The sequence below is a fragment of the Paenibacillus sp. 01T431 genome, assembly GCF_056398625.1.
The window spans coordinates 321066-336805 of the sequence record NZ_JBFTPT010000003.1 but is presented as its reverse complement, the minus strand read 5'-3'; the positions used below and the strand labels follow the sequence as shown (position 1 = coordinate 336805).

The following is a 15740-nucleotide window of genomic DNA, read 5'->3' as shown; positions in this document are numbered from 1 at the left end:
AAATCCTTCCGCTTGACATTATGGCAAACGTACATATTCCATAATCAAACTTGCTGTCTCTTCAACGGCTCGATGTGATACGTCAATCACAACGCAGCCTAGCTGCTTCATAATAGTATCGGCATAAAGCAGTTCCTTTTCAATACGATCAGGAGTCGCATAAGATGCATTATTCGGCAAGCCAAGTGCTTTAAGGCGTTCTTTCCGTATTGTATTTAAGTATGGAACACCTATTGTAAGCCCGATTATTTTGCGTTTTGGCAGCTTAAACAATTCGTCTGGCGGCTTTAGCTCTGGGACTAGCGGCACATTAGCAACTTTGAACTTCTGATGCGCGAGGTACATCGATAAAGGCGTTTTTGACGTGCGTGATACGCCAACGAGTACAATATCTGCTTTTAGTACGCCGGATGTATCTCTCGCGTCATCATATTTTACCGCAAATTCTACAGCATCTACCTTTTTGAAATAATTCGCATCAAGCACATGATTAAGACCAGGCTCTTGACGTGATTTCCGCCCAGTCCGCTTCTCCAGCGTCTCGATAAAAGATCCCAAAAGATCGATTGCGGTAACGCTGTATGCCTCTGCAAACTTTTTCATGCTGTCGCGAAGATGCGGAATAACGAGTGTATAGATCACTATTGCATCAACTTGCTGCGCCTGCTCAATAATTCGCAGCAAGCCTGCCTCTTCCGTTACAAAAGGGGCTCTGCGGATATCGGTATGAAGTGGATGAAATTGCGCGATTGCTGCGCGTACAACAAGCTCCCCTGTATCACCAGCTGCATCGGAGACGACATATACGATTACTTCGGGATTAGAACGAGACATGATCTATCATCCTCCTTACGGACTCAATTACCAAACGAGCTTCGAGAAATCTGCGATAATCGCAATATCTTCTGCGATACCAGCAAGCGTTGACAATCGATTCGCACGAACAGCCTCATCAGGCGCCATGACCATAACATTCTCAAAATAGTTATGAATAAACGGCTTCAACGATGATAAAGATTGTACCGCTCTTGAAATATCTCCCTCATCAATCGCTTGTTTAAACGTTGGACGCTGCGCTAGCCATGTTTGATACAGCTCTGTTTCCACCTGTTCTGCGAACAAAGCTGGATCAACCGCTGCACCAGCAGCTTTGGAACCCAAATTGCTGACACGGTTAAACTGCTCGACAGTTAGCTTAAATTCAGTACGATCGCTGCTTGCAGCAAGCGCTTGAACGACGCTCGCACGCTCGATGGTCGATTTCAGATCTGCAAAACCAGAAGCCATAACGGCATCTACAACATCATAACGAACGCCTTGCTCGGACAATACGTTCTTAACGCGAAGCGCAAAGAAATCAGAAAGATCTTTGCGGATTTCAGCAGCGTCGCGTTTAAGGCCGCGGTTCTCATGTACGGATAGCGCAGCATCATACAAATCGTTTAGCTCCAGCTTCAAGCCGTGCGCCAAAATAATTTGAACGATACCTGCTGCTTGCCTGCGAAGGGCATAAGGATCTTGCGAGCCTGTCGGAATGATGCCGATCGAGAAACAACCAACGATTGTATCGATTTTGTCCGCTAAGCTTACGATGGCACCTGTTATTTCAGATGGAGCTAGATCTCCGGCAAAACGCGGCTGATAATGTTCATTAATGGCTTTCGCCACTGAAGCTCGCTCTCCTGCTTTTAGAGCATAATCTTCCCCCATAATGCCTTGCAGTTCAGGAAATTCATAAACCATTTGGGATACGAGATCGAATTTGCAAATATCAGCGGAGCGGCTAATGTCGCTGGACGTTTGCTCATCGATCAGCAAATGCTTGCTCAGAAGATCAGCTGTTGCACGAATGCGTCTTACTTTGTCAGCTACTGAGCCCAGTTCTTCGTGATATACGATATTCTCAAGCTTCGATAGAGCATGCTCTATCGTCAGCTTATGATCTTCTTCATAAAAAAATTTGGCATCCGAAAGTCTTGCGCGCAGTACTTTCTCGTTACCTTTCGATACTAGCTCGATCGACTTAAGATCGCCGTTGCGAACCGTAACGAAAAACGGAAGAAGCTCACCTTCGCTGTTGAATACCGGGAAATACCGCTGATGCTCACGCATCGATGTAATAAGCACTTCCTGCGGAATGTGTAGAAATGCTGGGTCGAAGCCGCCAAACAATACGTTTGGATATTCAACTAGAAAAACAACCTCTTCAAGCAAATCTTCCTTGATTGCAATCTCCCAGCCTTTTTCTTTGGCTAGACGATCGATCTGAGCTACAATCAGCTCTTCACGTTCGCTGACATCAGCAAGAACATGCTGCTCGCGCAGGCGCTGAGCGTATTGAGCAGGTTCTTGTACAATAGCATCATTGCCAAGGAAACGATGTCCGCGTGTTGTATTGCCAGTTTGTACCCCTGTAATTTCAAAAGGAATCACATCTTGACCAAATAGTGCAACCAACCACCGGATCGGTCTAACAAACTTTAGCTCATGATTGCCCCAACGCATGTTTTTCGGGAAAGACATCGAAGTAATCAAGCTGAGCAAGCCATCTGGCAGTACCGCTGCTGTGTCTGTACCGATGCTGCTTTTGGTAGCATAAACATATTCAACGCCAGCTAGTTCTTGGAAATACAGCTGTTCAGGCTCAACGCCTTGGCTTCTAGCAAATCCAAGAGCAGCTTTGCTCCAATTGCCTTGGTCGTCTTGAGCAATTTTACGAGAAGGGCCTTTAGCTTCTTCATTCATATCCGTTTGCTTCTCAGCTACGTCGTTGATTAGAACAGCAATTCGACGTGGTGTAGCATACACATTTACAGCGCCGTGTTCGATTCTTGAGTCCGAAAGCCACTTCACCATTTTATCCTTTAGCTGGTTCATCGCACCGCGCACGAACCGAGCAGGCACTTCCTCAAGTCCGATTTCAAGCAACAAATCTCTAGTCATGCTGCTCCACTCCTTTCTTCAGCAAAGGGAATCCAAGACGTTCTCTTTCCTCGTAGTATGTCGATGCGCATGCACGCGCTAAATTTCTTACCCGTGTAATATAGCCCGTTCTTTCCGTTACGCTGATTGCGCCGCGCGCATCGAGCAGGTTAAAGGTGTGCGAGCATTTTAATACGTAATCGTACGCTGGAAACACAAGATGATGCTCCATCGTTTTTTGAGCTTCCTGCTCATACATGTTAAATAAAGAGAACAGCATTGCTGTATCCGATGTCTCGAATGTATATTTGGAATGCTCATACTCTGGTTGTTTGAAGACGTCACCGTAGGTTACTCCTTCAACCCATTCCAAATCAAAAACATTCTCTTTTTGTTGAATATAAGAAGCCAAACGCTCCATACCATATGTGATCTCAACAGCGACAGGATTAGCATCAATGCCGCCAACCTGTTGGAAATATGTGAATTGCGTAATTTCCATGCCGTCCAGCCATACTTCCCAGCCTAAACCCCAAGCGCCAAGAGTTGGCGATTCCCAGTTATCCTCAACGAAACGGATATCATGCTCAAGTGCATCAATGCCTAGCTGCTTCAAGCTTTCCAAATAAAGCTCCTGTATATTGTCAGGCGATGGCTTCAAAATAACTTGGAATTGATGATGCTGGTATAAACGGTTTGGGTTCTCACCGTATCGACCGTCCGCTGGACGTCTTGATGGTTCCACATAGGCAACATTCCAAGGCTCAGGACCAATCGAGCGTAGAAACGTCATAGGGTTCATCGTTCCTGCACCCTTCTCAACGTCATAAGGCTGTACGAGAATACAATTTTGTTCAGCCCAGAACTGCTGCAAAGTCAAAATCATTTTTTGAAAATTCATAACTGACCCTCTCCTTCTTCCTCTGTTTTGTGTCCGTAAAAGCGAAGCAGGCAAAGGCGTTTATACGCAAAAAACTCCCGTCTCTACGCCTGCTCCCAGACGTAGGGACGAGAGTTGTAATCCCGCGGTTCCACCCTACTTGGTCAGCTCCTTAAGAGCAAACCCTCTTTGCTTGTATACGACTCCGGAGTGCCTTTTCATCGTTTTGACCGTCTGGGCTTTCACTTTCCCCAGCTCGCTAACCAAGTCGGCTTAAAACGATTACTTTCTCCATCACTGCCCAATATTCATATTGCATTATTTTATGCTTCTTTATGCCAATTGTCAAACATCGTTCCTTGGTATCATAATAAAGCCGCTAATGTGCACGAATCTCATCTGTATTTGCCGTTTTTCCATCACGTTTGCCGATAATATCTTTCATACCCGTATTCCCCATCATCAAAACACAAACTAATGCTAAGCCTGCGGGAACAATAGACCAAACAAACGTGGTTGAAACTGAATCTGACAAAGCGGCAACAATCTTCTCCATGACAGGAGCCGGTATTTCCGCACGCTTCTCCGGTGATAACAGCTCACGTGCATTTTCCGTCATCGGAGCCGCTCCTTCTCCACCTGCGAAAGCATCAGTCATACCCTTTGTAAAGTGGTTGCGCTGAATAATGCCGAATACCGTAATCCCTACTGTCATGCCTAATGAACGAATGAAGGACATCGTAGATGTGGCGCTTCCTCTTTGCCGCATATCGAATCCATGAATGGAGGACATTCCAAGCACAGAGAATGAGAAGCCGATACCAAATCCAGTTAAGAACATATACACGGACAACATAAACCTTGTTGTTTCCGGCGTAATGGTGGATAGCAAGAAAATACCTGTAATAAATATAACAGCTGAAATCATCATGACGCTGCGGTAGGACATTTTGTTGACTAATAAACCACCGAGCTGCGCCGCGATAACTGATCCCAAGGTCATAGGCAGTAAAGTTAAACCTGCACTGACCGCTGTTCCGCCGAATACGCCTTGGACAAACATCGGGATATATAAAGCTGCTGTAATAAACGCCGCTCCGTAGAATAAGCCCGCTCCCGTACTTGCTGCAAACAGTCTTTGTTTGAACATATTAAACGAAATAATTGGTTCTGCTGCCTTGGTTTCCACGAAAAGAAAGATGCCGAGTAAAACCGCAAAGCCAGCAAATAAACCAATAATTTGCGCTGAATCCCAAGCAAACTCAGTTCCACCGAGCTCGAGTGCAAACATGAGACAGACGATAGAGCCCACAAGTGTCGTTGCTCCCCACCAGTCGATCTTTTGCTTGGAATGAGAAAGCGACTCTTTGTAATAAATAACGATAAAAGCAAGTGCCACAAGACCAATGGGTACATTGATGTAAAAGATCCAGCGCCAATTGATATATTCCGTTAAGTATGCGCCTGCAAGCGGTCCAAACAAGCTTGAGGTACCAAATACAGCACCGAACAATCCACCCATTTTACCGCGTTTCTCTGCTGGAAAAATGTCAAATACGATTGCGAAGGCAATTGGCATCATCGCACCGCCGCCAATACCTTGAATAGCACGGTAAATGGTCAGCTGTGTTATCGATTCAGCCGTTCCGCAAAGAACAGAGCCGATTAAAAATAAAGAAATACCTAAAACGAAAAAACGTTTTCTCCCATACATGTCAGACAATTTCCCGAAAATCGGCATGCCTGCCATCTCTGTTACCAAATATGCAGATGTAACCCACACATATTTGTCCAAGCCGCCAAGATCGGATACAATCGTTGCCATTGCTGTCGATACAATCGTATTATCGATTGATGCGACCAGTATACCAAGCAAAAGTCCGGCCACAACAAAGCCCAGTCTATTTTGTCCTGTAGACATCAGGTCAACCCCTCCAATTACTATGAATCTCAACAACCTCATCTATCATAAATCAATTTCTTAGATGATGAAATCATGCAGAGGAATGAGCCTTCCCTCCGTCTTGAGACCGATAACAAACCAAAAGCACCCATTTCAAGAAATGAATTTCTTTACATCAATTTATCGAGCTGATCAAGAAAATTACGCGACTTCAACTGCATTCCTAAATGAGTATCTAACAGCTTACGCATAGCAATTTTCAGCTCTGCTTTTGTCTCAGGCTTCACTTGAATAGAACCAAGTCTTCTCATATCCATCCTGCGGAACAAACGAAGCAGCTTATAAGCGCCCTCCCCTAGCGAAACCGCATGAGGATCTTTGCCAGTACATCGTGAGCATAATATTCCACCCGCATAGGGAGAAAGTTTAAAAGGACCTACAACGTTACCGCAGCTTACACACTCATCAAGTGCAGGAGCATAACCAGACAAGTCCAAAATGCGCATTTCATAAAGATGAGAAACGATTTGCGGGTCTTTGCCTTCTTGAAGTGCAGAAAGACATGCTTTTAGCTGTTCAAAATGAAAGCCCGTTGCCTCGTCGTCCTGTATTGAACGATCCGTCAATTCTGCTACGTAAGAGGAATAAGCAGCCAAATCAAGCTTCTCACGCAAAACATGGTGAGATTCAATAATCTCACCATGATTAAGCGTGCCAAGCCCGCTGCTTCGGAAATAAACAAACTCTCCATATGTAAACGGTTGTGCGAGCGAAGAATGTTTGCTTTTCACCTTTTTCGCTCCGCGTATAAGTACACCCGCTTTTCCATTTGTCTTCGTCAGCAGTGTAACAATTTTATTGCCTTCCCCGTAATCCATGCTTCGCAGCACAATTCCCTCGACACGATACAACATAATGCAAACTCTCCCCTGAAAGCAGAAACGTATGTTTACCGTCCCATGGCGGCAAACATACGTTTAGCTGTTAAAAACACAAAAGCTCTATACTTGATCAACCGATTCAAATAATGCCATTGATACGTTAGACAGATGTGTCCTCAAGGTCCAGCTCGGCAAGCTCATCCTGATTTCCTACTAACGCATCGGAGCTGCCTTCTGCTCCGTATTGGTGTATTTCCTTGTATAACATGAAAGACTCGACATCCCCGGTCAACGTAAAATACTTCCACGAAAAATTCCGCATACGTATTCATCCCTTTCCGTCCCCTGAAATGCTGCTTCAGACGTTAATAGGATGCGATAAACCGCTCATGTCTATCCTTAACAAAATACGTCAATTATGCTTATTCGTTCCGGTAACCAAGATCCTTCAGCACACGCTCCTGATTGCGCCAATCCTTCTTCACTTTTACCCAAAGCTCAAGAAAGATGCGTGAGCCAAGGAGCGCTTCGATATCTTTTCGCGCTTGTTTGCCAACTTCCTTCAGCAGATCGCCTTTTTTGCCGATGATGATCCCCTTCTGAGAATCACGCTCTACAAAAATAACAGCGCCGATATAGACGACTCCATTTTCCTTTACGCGCATATCCTCAATGGTCACTGCGATTGAATGCGGAATCTCCTCACGCGTCATATGCAATATTTTCTCGCGAATAAGCTCCGAACAAACAAATTGCTCAGGGTGATCAGTAATTTGATCAGCTGGATAATACTGTGGTCCTTCTGGCAAATAACGAGTCAGCTGTTCAAGCAAGGTTTCCACATTATTGCCCTTAAGCGCTGAAATTGGGATAATTTCCGCAAATTCATGCAATGCATTATATTGTGTAATCATCGGCAGAAGCTGTTCAGGCTCTACTTTATCGATTTTGTTCATTACTAGGAAAACAGGTGTTTTCACTTTTTTCAGCTGTTCAATAATAAAACGGTCACCGCCGCCTAGTCCCTCTGACGCATCGATTAGAAAGAGCGCTGCTTCCACTTCACGAAGCGCGCTTTCCGCGGTTTGCATCATATAATTCCCAAGCTTGGATTGTGGTTTATGAATACCAGGTGTATCAAGAAACACAATTTGTGTGTCATTTGTCGTATAAACACCATGAATTTTATTCCGTGTCGTTTGCGGCTTATCTGACATAATCGCAATTTTTTGACCGATAAGATGGTTCATCAGCGTTGATTTACCAACATTTGGCCTGCCGATTATAGCTACGAAACCGGACCGAAATTTTTTGTTGCTGCGTTCATTTGATGTTTTTTGATTCATATTCTTGTTTAACGCTCCCTATTATCTAATGAAGCCGGCGTGAAGGCACCCGGCAATATGCCTGAAACGGTTGAGATCGTCCATTGACCTTTTAAATTCCCCATAATGACAGGCATTTCTGGTGAACATAGCTCAACTAGAACCTGGCGGCAAACGCCGCATGGCGCGATTGGAGTATCCGTATCGCCAATAACAGCTATTGCTTGGAATTGTCCTGGTCGCTTTCCATCCGCTACTGCGCGATATAATGCGGTACGCTCCGCACAGTTTGTTGGACTGTAAGCTGCGTTCTCTATGTTGCAACCATAATGGACTTGGCCCTCATCGTCAAGCAGTGCTGCTCCAACCTGAAAATTTGAATAAGGAACGTATGCTCTTGACATCGCTTCCTTAGCCGCATTCATTAGCGAAGTGTAAGACTCCGACAATCCTTCAAAAACCACCATAAATATCCCGCCATTCCCCGTTTTTTAATCCATTATTAAATGCCATAAGGGCGGCCCAAGTATGAGCAGCCCTATAATTGCAGAAATTGCAGCAGCAACTAACACCGCCCCAGCAGCAACATCCTTAGCAGCTTTAGCTACTGGATGAATATTGGGGCTTGCTAGATCAACCGCCTGTTCAATTGCCGTATTTATCATTTCAGCACTTATCACGAGGGCGATCGCCATTAAAATAATCGCCCATTCAAGCGGCTTAAGTGATAGCATAAATCCTAAACAGCACACCACTGCGGCGGCAATTGCGTGAAACCGCATATGACTTTGAGTCCTAAGAGCATAACCTATGCCGGATATTGCAACTGCGAAACTAGATATAACTTTTCGCATTAACGAGTTAAGCCAGCCTGCTGCAAAATCGCTTCTTGCTTAGCGGTCATTTCGGCTTCGGTTTCATCATCCTGATGATCGTAACCGATCAAATGCAAAAAACCATGTACAAACAAAAAGCCGATTTCGCGTTCCAAGGAATGACCGTACTCCTCGCTTTGAGCAAGAGCCGTATCCACGCTTATTATAATATCGCCAAGCATGCCTGAGATCGGGTCCTTCTCATCCTCGCTGTCCACTTCAAAAATAATATCAAGCTCATCCACGCCATCTTCTTGCATAGCGAATGACAATACATCGGTTGGACGATCAATTCCGCGATATTCACGATTCAGCTGATGAATTTCCTCATCGTTTGTGAATGTTAAAGACACCTCACCATCGGAAATGCCTTCCGCTTCACCAGCCAATTGCAGCAATTGCTCTATTTTTGTAATCCAATCCTCGGGTATTTCCAGCTTTTCCTGCTCATTGCTCCAACCGAGTTGCAAGCTCATGACAAACGCTCCTTTGTTTTCACATCATCCGGATATTCAATACGTGAATGGAAGATGCCAATTACGCTTTCCTTTAGTGAATGCGCAATTTTGTCCAGCTCCTTCAACGTTAAATCACATTCATTGTATTGATTGTCATCCAGCCTGCTTTTAATAATTTTGTTAATCATTGCTTCTACCTGCTCTACTGTCGGGTTGCGAAGGCTGCGAACCGCTGCTTCCACGCAATCAGCAATGCCAACAACAGCCGCTTCCTTTGACTGTGCCTTCGGACCAGGATACCTAAAATCATCTTCCGTAAACGCAGGTTCGACACCTTGTTCTTCCGCTTGTTTTATCGCTTTGTAATAAAAGAATTTCAGCGATGTTGTTCCATGGTGCTGTTCTGCAATATCGCGAATCGGCTTAGGGATATTATGCCCTTTAAGCATATCGACGCCGTCTCTCGCATGAGCAACAATGATTGATTTGCTTAACTTAGGATCAATCGTATCATGCGGATTTTCAATATTGGATTGGTTTTCGATAAAATAATTCGGCCGCTTCGTCTTCCCAATATCGTGGTAAAACGAGCCAACCCGGCATAATAAGCCGTCTGCCCCAATTGCTTCTGCTGCCGCCTCTGACAAATTGCCCACCATTACGCTATGGTGATAGGTTCCCGGCGTTTCAGTCAACAGCTTGCGAAGCAGCGGGTGATTGGGATTCGAAAGCTCTACAAGCTTAAGCGCAGATAAAATGCCGAATGTAACTTCAAAGAACGGCATCAAGCCAATGACGAGCACCGCAGTAATCAAACCGCTAGCAAACGCAAAAGCAACGGAGTAGATAAAATGAGCACGTTCCAGCTGTTCAGACAGCAGTAAAATGGATAAAACGGACAAGGAGCCAAATAAACTCACCATTATTCCGGCCTTCAATATTGTTGATCGCTGACTCGCTCTATGAATCGAGAAGATGGCAGCAAACGAAACGACAATAATGACAAAGCCATACTGGAAATCAAAAATTTGATGCTGGCTCGTGTTCAATATAATACTGCCCATTATTGCAAATATTATGGAGCTGATCATGGCTAGATGCATATCTAGCAGCAAGGTAATCAGCATCGTTCCGAGAGCAGCAGGAGCCAAATAACCCGCATAAGGGGCAGCATCCGTCTGCGTCAACGAAGTAATCTCCATCGTAATAATATTGATCAGAAAGATGAGCCACAACATCAAAAGAGAAGAGTTGTTATATTTGGGCTTTATCCCATTGATACTTCCAGACTGATGCAAATACGCGTAAATGACGACGATAAACATCACAGACATGATTAGCAATCCAAACTGCGGCCAATAAGTCTTACGATCCTGCAGCAGCGAAGAATCAACGAGCAGCTTGTACAATTCAGGCGTAATCGTCTGACCGCGCTTCACGATCAGCTCACCTTCTTTAATTACGACAGGCGGCGTGTTTTGCTTAGCCTGCACTTTAGCCTCGTCCGTCGCTTCCTTATCCAGAAACTTGTTTGGCATGATGGCAAATCTCGCAAGCTCCTGCACAATTTCTCTGCTTGTCCGGCTGGATAGCGAGCTTGCATTAACAAGTTCCGCAACCTGTGTTCGAGCGGTTTCCGCATCACGAAGCTGCTCTACTGTCAGTTTACGCACAATATCCCGAGCTACATCGCGCATCTCGGTTAGCGTTTCTGCTGTTAGATTGGGCATCTTGTAAAAGGTTTCTTCCGGAATGGTGTATTGCTGCTCCTTCGCAATAAGCGCCATTTCCTCAAGCAGCGTGTTGTTATACGTTCCACGGCCCTTATTCAGCTTAACAAAGGTATCAATATACTCCGAATAACGGCCTGGGATTTCATTGCGATAAATATCAATCTTATTTTGCAAAGTTACTTGGTCGTCCTGATTCAGCTGCTCTATTCGAACAAAGATTTGGTCGACAAGCACCTCGTTGCGTAGCGGTACTATCGAATAGATGACATCGACTTTCTCGGCTGCATCCTCTTCCGCTTGTCTAGTCGCCTTCTCGTCTTTAATTTGGAAGGGCGCTTTGATATCCTTCTCGCTTACAGCGCCCTCCTGAATATCATAGGTTTCAGGAACGAGATGCGGAGCTAAGCTGAAATAGAATAGCAGCACAAACATCAACATCAGCACCCAGCGAACGGCTGCACTCTGCTTCCAACCCGCCGTTTTGGACGGCCGCAAGTTCCCTTGTTTTCCGGTCTGGTTTTGGTTCATGCAGCAGACATCCCTTTCTAGGCTTTGTTTTCAGCATCCCAGTTGTAGGCAACAATAATCTTTTGAACGAGCGAATGACGAACGACGTCTTGCTCTGAGAAAAGGATGATGCCAATTTCCTCTATGTCTCTCAGAATCCGCTGAGCTTCAATTAAGCCTGAGTTTTTGCCCCTCGGCAAATCGATTTGCGTAACGTCTCCCGTTATAACCATTTTAGAACTAAATCCTAGTCTTGTTAGAAACATTTTCATTTGCTCAGGCGTCGTATTTTGTGCTTCATCCAAAATAATAAACGCATCGTCAAGCGTTCTGCCCCGCATATAAGCAAGCGGAGCAATTTCAATCATACCGCGCTCAAGCGCTTTGACCGTCTGATCAGGTCCAAGCACATCATGCAGTGCATCATACAAAGGACGAAGATAAGGATCGACCTTCTCCTGCAAATCGCCTGGCAAAAAGCCGAGATTTTCTCCCGCTTCTACGGCAGGTCTCGTAAGAACAATTCTTTTTACCGAGCCTTCCTTCAAAGCAGCGACAGCGAGCACAACGGCCAAATATGTCTTACCTGTTCCGGCTGGACCTATTCCAAACACGATATCCTTCTTGCGGATCGTCTTCACATAATGGCGTTGACCGATCGTCTTTACCCGAATCGGCTTACCACGGAAGGTAGTTGTAATTTCTTTCTTAAACAAGTCCAACAGCTCTTCTGCCTGCATCGATCTGGCGAGCTCAAGTGCATATGCAACATCACGCTCTGATGGCTTATAGCCCCCGCGAACGAGCTGTAAGAGCACATTGTATAGTTGTTCTAACGAATCAACCTCTTCTACAGGACCTGATATGACAATTTCCGCTTCACGCGATGTAATCGAAGACTCTACTTGCGCTTGAATGAGACGCAAAAAATTATCCTGTGGTCCGAACACTCCAAGTCCTTCCGCTGCGTTGCCGAGCGGTATCTTTACTACTTTCGTTTCAATTTGCAACAATCCTCATTCTCCCTGCATATGGACTAGTGGCATTTCCTTAACGATAGATTGCTCGACTTCAAAAAGAACTTTCATATAAACTTTACCATTGTCCGCCTTTTCATGCAAAACAATTTCATCGCGGATGACTGCATCGCTGCCTGTTTTAAGCAGCAATTTGGCTTTAGCCTGCAGAATGCCGACGTTCTTCGCTTCTTCTTCGGTAAGCGTGCGGTCTTCCATACGGGTTTCCATTATGGTCTCCTTCATTCTACCAATTGGAAGAGACCAATTGCGCCAGGAAACCTTCTCCTCATGCTTAATCGATTCGGATTTTCCGAAAGCAGAATCACCGTACCCGCTAAGCTGAAGCGCTCTCGAGCCGATGACTGCAAACCATTTCGTCTCTTTATCTCCAGTATACACCTTAACCTGTTGAACAAGCGGTGAAGAAATTTCAAATTCGTACCAAACAAGCCCACGAACATTGCCCTTGGCAACGACAGTGCGCGAATTCATTTCTCCCCCAATCGTTCCCGAGATCAAAATTTGGTCTTTTTTCACTTTCGTATTTTTTCGAACGACGGGCCGTCCCGCCTCTGCTATAATTTCGGTAACTACAGCATCATCAGATGCCACCAAATGTCGAGGTGTATTCAAGGAAGCCTTATCCGGTATCGTTGATTCAACCACTTGAATAATAACCTTTGTCCCCTTTTTCTCCACACCAACCCAGGTTGAGCCTGGAAGCTTGCGAACAAGCTGCTTGGACAGCACATCAGCATCGGTTAAACGGAAAGACCACTGCATAGGATATAAGCCTTCCTCTTTGGCAGCAGCCCTTATTTGATCCTCCGTCAGCTTGACATTGCCTTGCACTTCGATGCTCCATACGAGCGAGGACAGCATAAAGATAATCGCAAAAAACAACACGATGCCAGCCGCAAACAGCTTTCTGCGCTCTGCTTTGACAAGCAGAAAAGGCAATCCTTTGCGCTTCGTAACATGAACACGACAGCCTGTCTCTTTTAAATACGGACGAAGGCCAAAAAAATCACTGATTGACAGCTCACATTCAAGCAAGCCGCTGCTTGTCCATCTGATGGAAGACAGCTGCAAGCCGCCAGCCAGCGCTCGGTTGACGAGCTGCTCAGGTTGTCCCCCCCGAATATGAATGGTGACCATACCCTTTAACCAATTTGCACCTTGTCCGCTCACGTCCATTCCCCTCCATTACCTCAGCTATTAATATAGAAAATCGCCTTATCTATTTCATGGAATCAATTGAATATTCGTAATTTGTCCCTCAATAAACACTTCTTCTGTCCAAATGGTGCGGATAACTAGAGAGCTTCCCGTAACCTCCAACTGGCCTTTGCTTAGTGCGAGTCTCAATCGCTCACTAGAGAAATGAACAACACCACGATGGTTCTCGATATATAATTGGCAGTCTCCAATCATTGTTAATCGCGGCAAATCAAATACGACATCATGCGGCATATCAAGCAGCTCTGCTGTCATTTTGCGAAATCTCTTTTTTATGTGGCGCATGTACGATTCTTTGCCTCCTTCAAGGTTTGCTAAAAGTAAAGCAAAGGAATGGCGATTTTCATGTACTGTACCAAAATATGCGAACCGCTCGATAATTATGGCTCCAAAATAAAAAAACCGCCTAAGCGCAGCGCTTAGGCGGTTTAAATTTATTTTCGAAAAGGTTTTTTCGAGCGAGGCGGTCCTAATACTTCGGCCCAAATAACTGCTTTCCGCAAATCATCGGATCGAATGGATGCTGTGTTGATGCTCTGGCTTCCATAATTGCGCTGTGCTGCAACCTGTGCTGTTTCTTTGTTAGCTGCTGCTCTTTGAAGCGCGCGCTGCAGAGAAGCTGTTTGCGGCGCTTCTGCGCTCTCTCTGCTAGAACGTGTCGAATTCATATCAGAAGAACGCTCAACGTCAGTTACAGAGCGATAAACCGTTCCTCCAGCTGCCTGCGGCGGTTGCGGTTGCGGGCGCTCTACCTCTCGCTCCTGTTCTCCGGACTGCGGGAACAATGAACGCGGCAGCCCTCCGCCGCCAAAGTCAGGCATTTGACCAGGCTTCTTCTTCGCGCCGGATTTGCCGAATATCGAAGCCAGCGCACCCAATATAACGACAACGATAAATATGTTATTCATCAGAAATTCTATAATCTTCAACTTGCCTTCACCTCCAAGGCTCAGTTACGTTGATCCTACTTGATCCGACCAAATAACTGAGCCATCGACTTTATCGGCCGTCTTTAATGTCCGTAGAACTGTCCTGCTTGCCGATAGAGCTGCGCATATGGGTATCCGCTTCGATGTTTTTCAAGTTCATATAGTCCATAACGCCAATTTTCCCGCTTCTAAGCGCTTCAGCCATGGCAAGTGGAACTTGTGATTCCGACTCTACTACGCGCGCTTCCATCTCAACGACTTTTGCTTTCATTTCCTGTTCGTGAGCAACGGCCATCGCACGGCGCTCCTCGGCTTTTGCTTGAGCGATTTTTTTGTCCGCTTCCGCTTGTTCCGTTTGAAGATGTGCACCAATGTTTTTGCCTACATCAACGTCCGCGATATCGATTGACAATATTTCAAACGCTGTACCTGCGTCAAGCCCTTTGCCAAGCACAGTGCGAGAGATCATGTCCGGATTTTCCAAAACGTCTTTATGTGAGCCAGCAGAACCTACAGTCGTTACAATCCCTTCACCAACACGAGCAATGATAGTTTCTTCACCAGCACCACCGACTAGGCGTTCAATGTTGGCACGAACTGTAACACGAGCTTTTACTTTCACTTCAATACCATCCTTCGCAACCGCAGCTACGATTGGTGTTTCAATAACGCGCGGATTAACGCTCATTTGTACGGCTTGTAGTACATCACGACCAGCCAAATCGATAGCCGCCGCGCGTTCGAATATAAGTGGAATGTTCGCACGTTGCGCTGCAATCAACGCATTGACAACCCGATCGACGTTACCGCCTGCCAAGAAGTGACTCTCAAGCTGGTTTATGTTAAGTCCCAGCCCTGCTTTTGTTGCCTTAATTAACGGGTTGACGATTCTGCTTGGTACGACGCGGCGAAGACGCATGGCAACGAGCGTAATAATTCCAACTCTAACGCCCGATGCTAATGCAGATACCCACAGCATAATCGGGAAAAAGCTTAAGAATACGGACAGTACGATAATAACAACGACAGCCAAAATTAAAAAAGATACGATAGGATCCATTTGTTCCAA

16 protein-coding genes are annotated in these 15740 nt (G+C 45.5%); all 16 read right to left on the bottom strand.

Annotation, left to right across the window (positions count from 1 at the left end):
• Positions 1–18: 18 nt before the first annotated feature.
• The 16 genes from AC1DM9_RS06630 to floA all read right to left on the bottom strand — a co-directional run bounded on the left by AC1DM9_RS06630 (position 19) and on the right by floA (position 15731).
• Entirely contained in the window at positions 19–834 is an 816-nt protein-coding gene (locus tag AC1DM9_RS06630) for a pyruvate, water dikinase regulatory protein (protein ID WP_076266901.1), read from the bottom strand.
• Positions 835–861: 27 nt separating this feature from the next.
• Positions 862–2943, bottom strand: coding sequence for a glycine--tRNA ligase subunit beta (glyS, locus tag AC1DM9_RS06625; protein ID WP_477579151.1), 2082 nt, complete (start codon positions 2941–2943; stop codon positions 862–864).
• Positions 2936–3823: a glycine--tRNA ligase subunit alpha gene (glyQ, locus tag AC1DM9_RS06620; protein WP_076266899.1), complete on the bottom strand. Its 888-nt coding sequence runs from the start codon at positions 3821–3823 to the stop codon at positions 2936–2938. Before glyQ ends, glyS begins: the two co-directional genes overlap by 8 nt.
• Positions 3824–4181: 358 nt before the next feature.
• On the bottom strand, positions 4182–5723 hold the full coding sequence (locus tag AC1DM9_RS06615) for an MDR family MFS transporter (protein WP_441881072.1): 1542 nt from the start codon (positions 5721–5723) through the stop codon (positions 4182–4184).
• A gap of 152 nt (positions 5724–5875) precedes the next feature.
• A complete protein-coding gene (gene recO / locus AC1DM9_RS06610) occupies positions 5876–6619 on the bottom strand; it encodes a DNA repair protein RecO (protein WP_076266897.1) in 744 nt (247 codons plus the stop codon).
• Positions 6620–6746: 127 nt separating this feature from the next.
• A complete protein-coding gene (locus AC1DM9_RS06605) occupies positions 6747–6908 on the bottom strand; it encodes a YqzL family protein (protein ID WP_076266896.1) in 162 nt (53 codons plus the stop codon).
• Positions 6909–7008: 100 nt separating this feature from the next.
• On the bottom strand, positions 7009–7932 hold the full coding sequence (gene era, locus AC1DM9_RS06600) for a GTPase Era (RefSeq protein ID WP_054024225.1): 924 nt from the start codon (positions 7930–7932) through the stop codon (positions 7009–7011).
• Positions 7933–7940: 8 nt separating this feature from the next.
• Complete coding sequence (cdd, locus tag AC1DM9_RS06595; RefSeq protein ID WP_441881069.1) at positions 7941–8378, bottom strand: cytidine deaminase; 438 nt, start codon at positions 8376–8378, stop codon at positions 7941–7943.
• Positions 8379–8402: 24 nt separating this feature from the next.
• The gene (locus AC1DM9_RS06590; protein WP_477579148.1) at positions 8403–8765 is read right to left on the bottom strand and encodes a diacylglycerol kinase family protein; all 363 of its coding nucleotides are present in this window, start codon (positions 8763–8765) and stop codon (positions 8403–8405) included.
• The gene (gene ybeY, locus AC1DM9_RS06585; protein ID WP_339203441.1) at positions 8765–9262 is read right to left on the bottom strand and encodes an rRNA maturation RNase YbeY; all 498 of its coding nucleotides are present in this window, start codon (positions 9260–9262) and stop codon (positions 8765–8767) included. Before ybeY ends, AC1DM9_RS06590 begins: the two co-directional genes overlap by 1 nt.
• Positions 9259–11505, bottom strand: coding sequence for an HD family phosphohydrolase (locus AC1DM9_RS06580; protein WP_339203443.1), 2247 nt, complete (start codon positions 11503–11505; stop codon positions 9259–9261). The genes ybeY and AC1DM9_RS06580 overlap by 4 nt, the downstream gene beginning before the upstream one ends.
• Positions 11506–11522: 17 nt before the next feature.
• Complete coding sequence (locus AC1DM9_RS06575; RefSeq protein WP_054026960.1) at positions 11523–12494, bottom strand: PhoH family protein; 972 nt, start codon at positions 12492–12494, stop codon at positions 11523–11525.
• A gap of 6 nt (positions 12495–12500) precedes the next feature.
• On the bottom strand, positions 12501–13700 hold the full coding sequence (gene yqfD / locus AC1DM9_RS06570; RefSeq protein WP_076266891.1) for a sporulation protein YqfD: 1200 nt from the start codon (positions 13698–13700) through the stop codon (positions 12501–12503).
• Positions 13701–13748: 48 nt separating this feature from the next.
• A complete protein-coding gene (yqfC, locus tag AC1DM9_RS06565; RefSeq protein WP_076266890.1) occupies positions 13749–14027 on the bottom strand; it encodes a sporulation protein YqfC in 279 nt (92 codons plus the stop codon).
• A 149-nt stretch (positions 14028–14176) separates the two neighbouring features.
• A complete protein-coding gene (locus AC1DM9_RS06560) occupies positions 14177–14671 on the bottom strand; it encodes a hypothetical protein (protein ID WP_477511366.1) in 495 nt (164 codons plus the stop codon).
• Between the two features lie 70 nt (positions 14672–14741).
• Complete coding sequence (gene floA / locus AC1DM9_RS06555) at positions 14742–15731, bottom strand: flotillin-like protein FloA (protein WP_076266888.1); 990 nt, start codon at positions 15729–15731, stop codon at positions 14742–14744.
• Positions 15732–15740 lie beyond the last annotated feature (9 nt).

Bases quoted from the DNA above. Each gene is read 5' to 3' on its own strand.
- glyS (WP_477579151.1), bottom strand. From the start codon at position 2,943: ATGACTAGAGATTTGTTGCTTGAAATCGGACTTGAGGAAGTGCCTGCT.
- floA (WP_076266888.1), bottom strand. From the start codon at position 15,731: ATGGATCCTATCGTATCTTTTTTAATTTTGGCTGTCGTTGTTATTATC.
- glyQ (WP_076266899.1), bottom strand. From the start codon at position 3,823: ATGAATTTTCAAAAAATGATTTTGACTTTGCAGCAGTTCTGGGCTGAA.
- yqfD (WP_076266891.1), bottom strand. From the start codon at position 13,700: ATGGACGTGAGCGGACAAGGTGCAAATTGGTTAAAGGGTATGGTCACC.
- AC1DM9_RS06605 (WP_076266896.1), bottom strand. From the start codon at position 6,908: ATGCGGAATTTTTCGTGGAAGTATTTTACGTTGACCGGGGATGTCGAG.
- cdd (WP_441881069.1), bottom strand. From the start codon at position 8,378: ATGGTGGTTTTTGAAGGATTGTCGGAGTCTTACACTTCGCTAATGAAT.
- AC1DM9_RS06630 (WP_076266901.1), bottom strand. From the start codon at position 834: ATGTCTCGTTCTAATCCCGAAGTAATCGTATATGTCGTCTCCGATGCA.
- era (WP_054024225.1), bottom strand. From the start codon at position 7,932: ATGAATCAAAAAACATCAAATGAACGCAGCAACAAAAAATTTCGGTCC.
- recO (WP_076266897.1), bottom strand. From the start codon at position 6,619: ATGTTGTATCGTGTCGAGGGAATTGTGCTGCGAAGCATGGATTACGGG.
- AC1DM9_RS06615 (WP_441881072.1), bottom strand. From the start codon at position 5,723: ATGTCTACAGGACAAAATAGACTGGGCTTTGTTGTGGCCGGACTTTTG.
- AC1DM9_RS06590 (WP_477579148.1), bottom strand. From the start codon at position 8,765: ATGCGAAAAGTTATATCTAGTTTCGCAGTTGCAATATCCGGCATAGGT.
- yqfC (WP_076266890.1), bottom strand. From the start codon at position 14,027: ATGCGCCACATAAAAAAGAGATTTCGCAAAATGACAGCAGAGCTGCTT.
- ybeY (WP_339203441.1), bottom strand. From the start codon at position 9,262: ATGAGCTTGCAACTCGGTTGGAGCAATGAGCAGGAAAAGCTGGAAATA.
- AC1DM9_RS06580 (WP_339203443.1), bottom strand. From the start codon at position 11,505: ATGAACCAAAACCAGACCGGAAAACAAGGGAACTTGCGGCCGTCCAAA.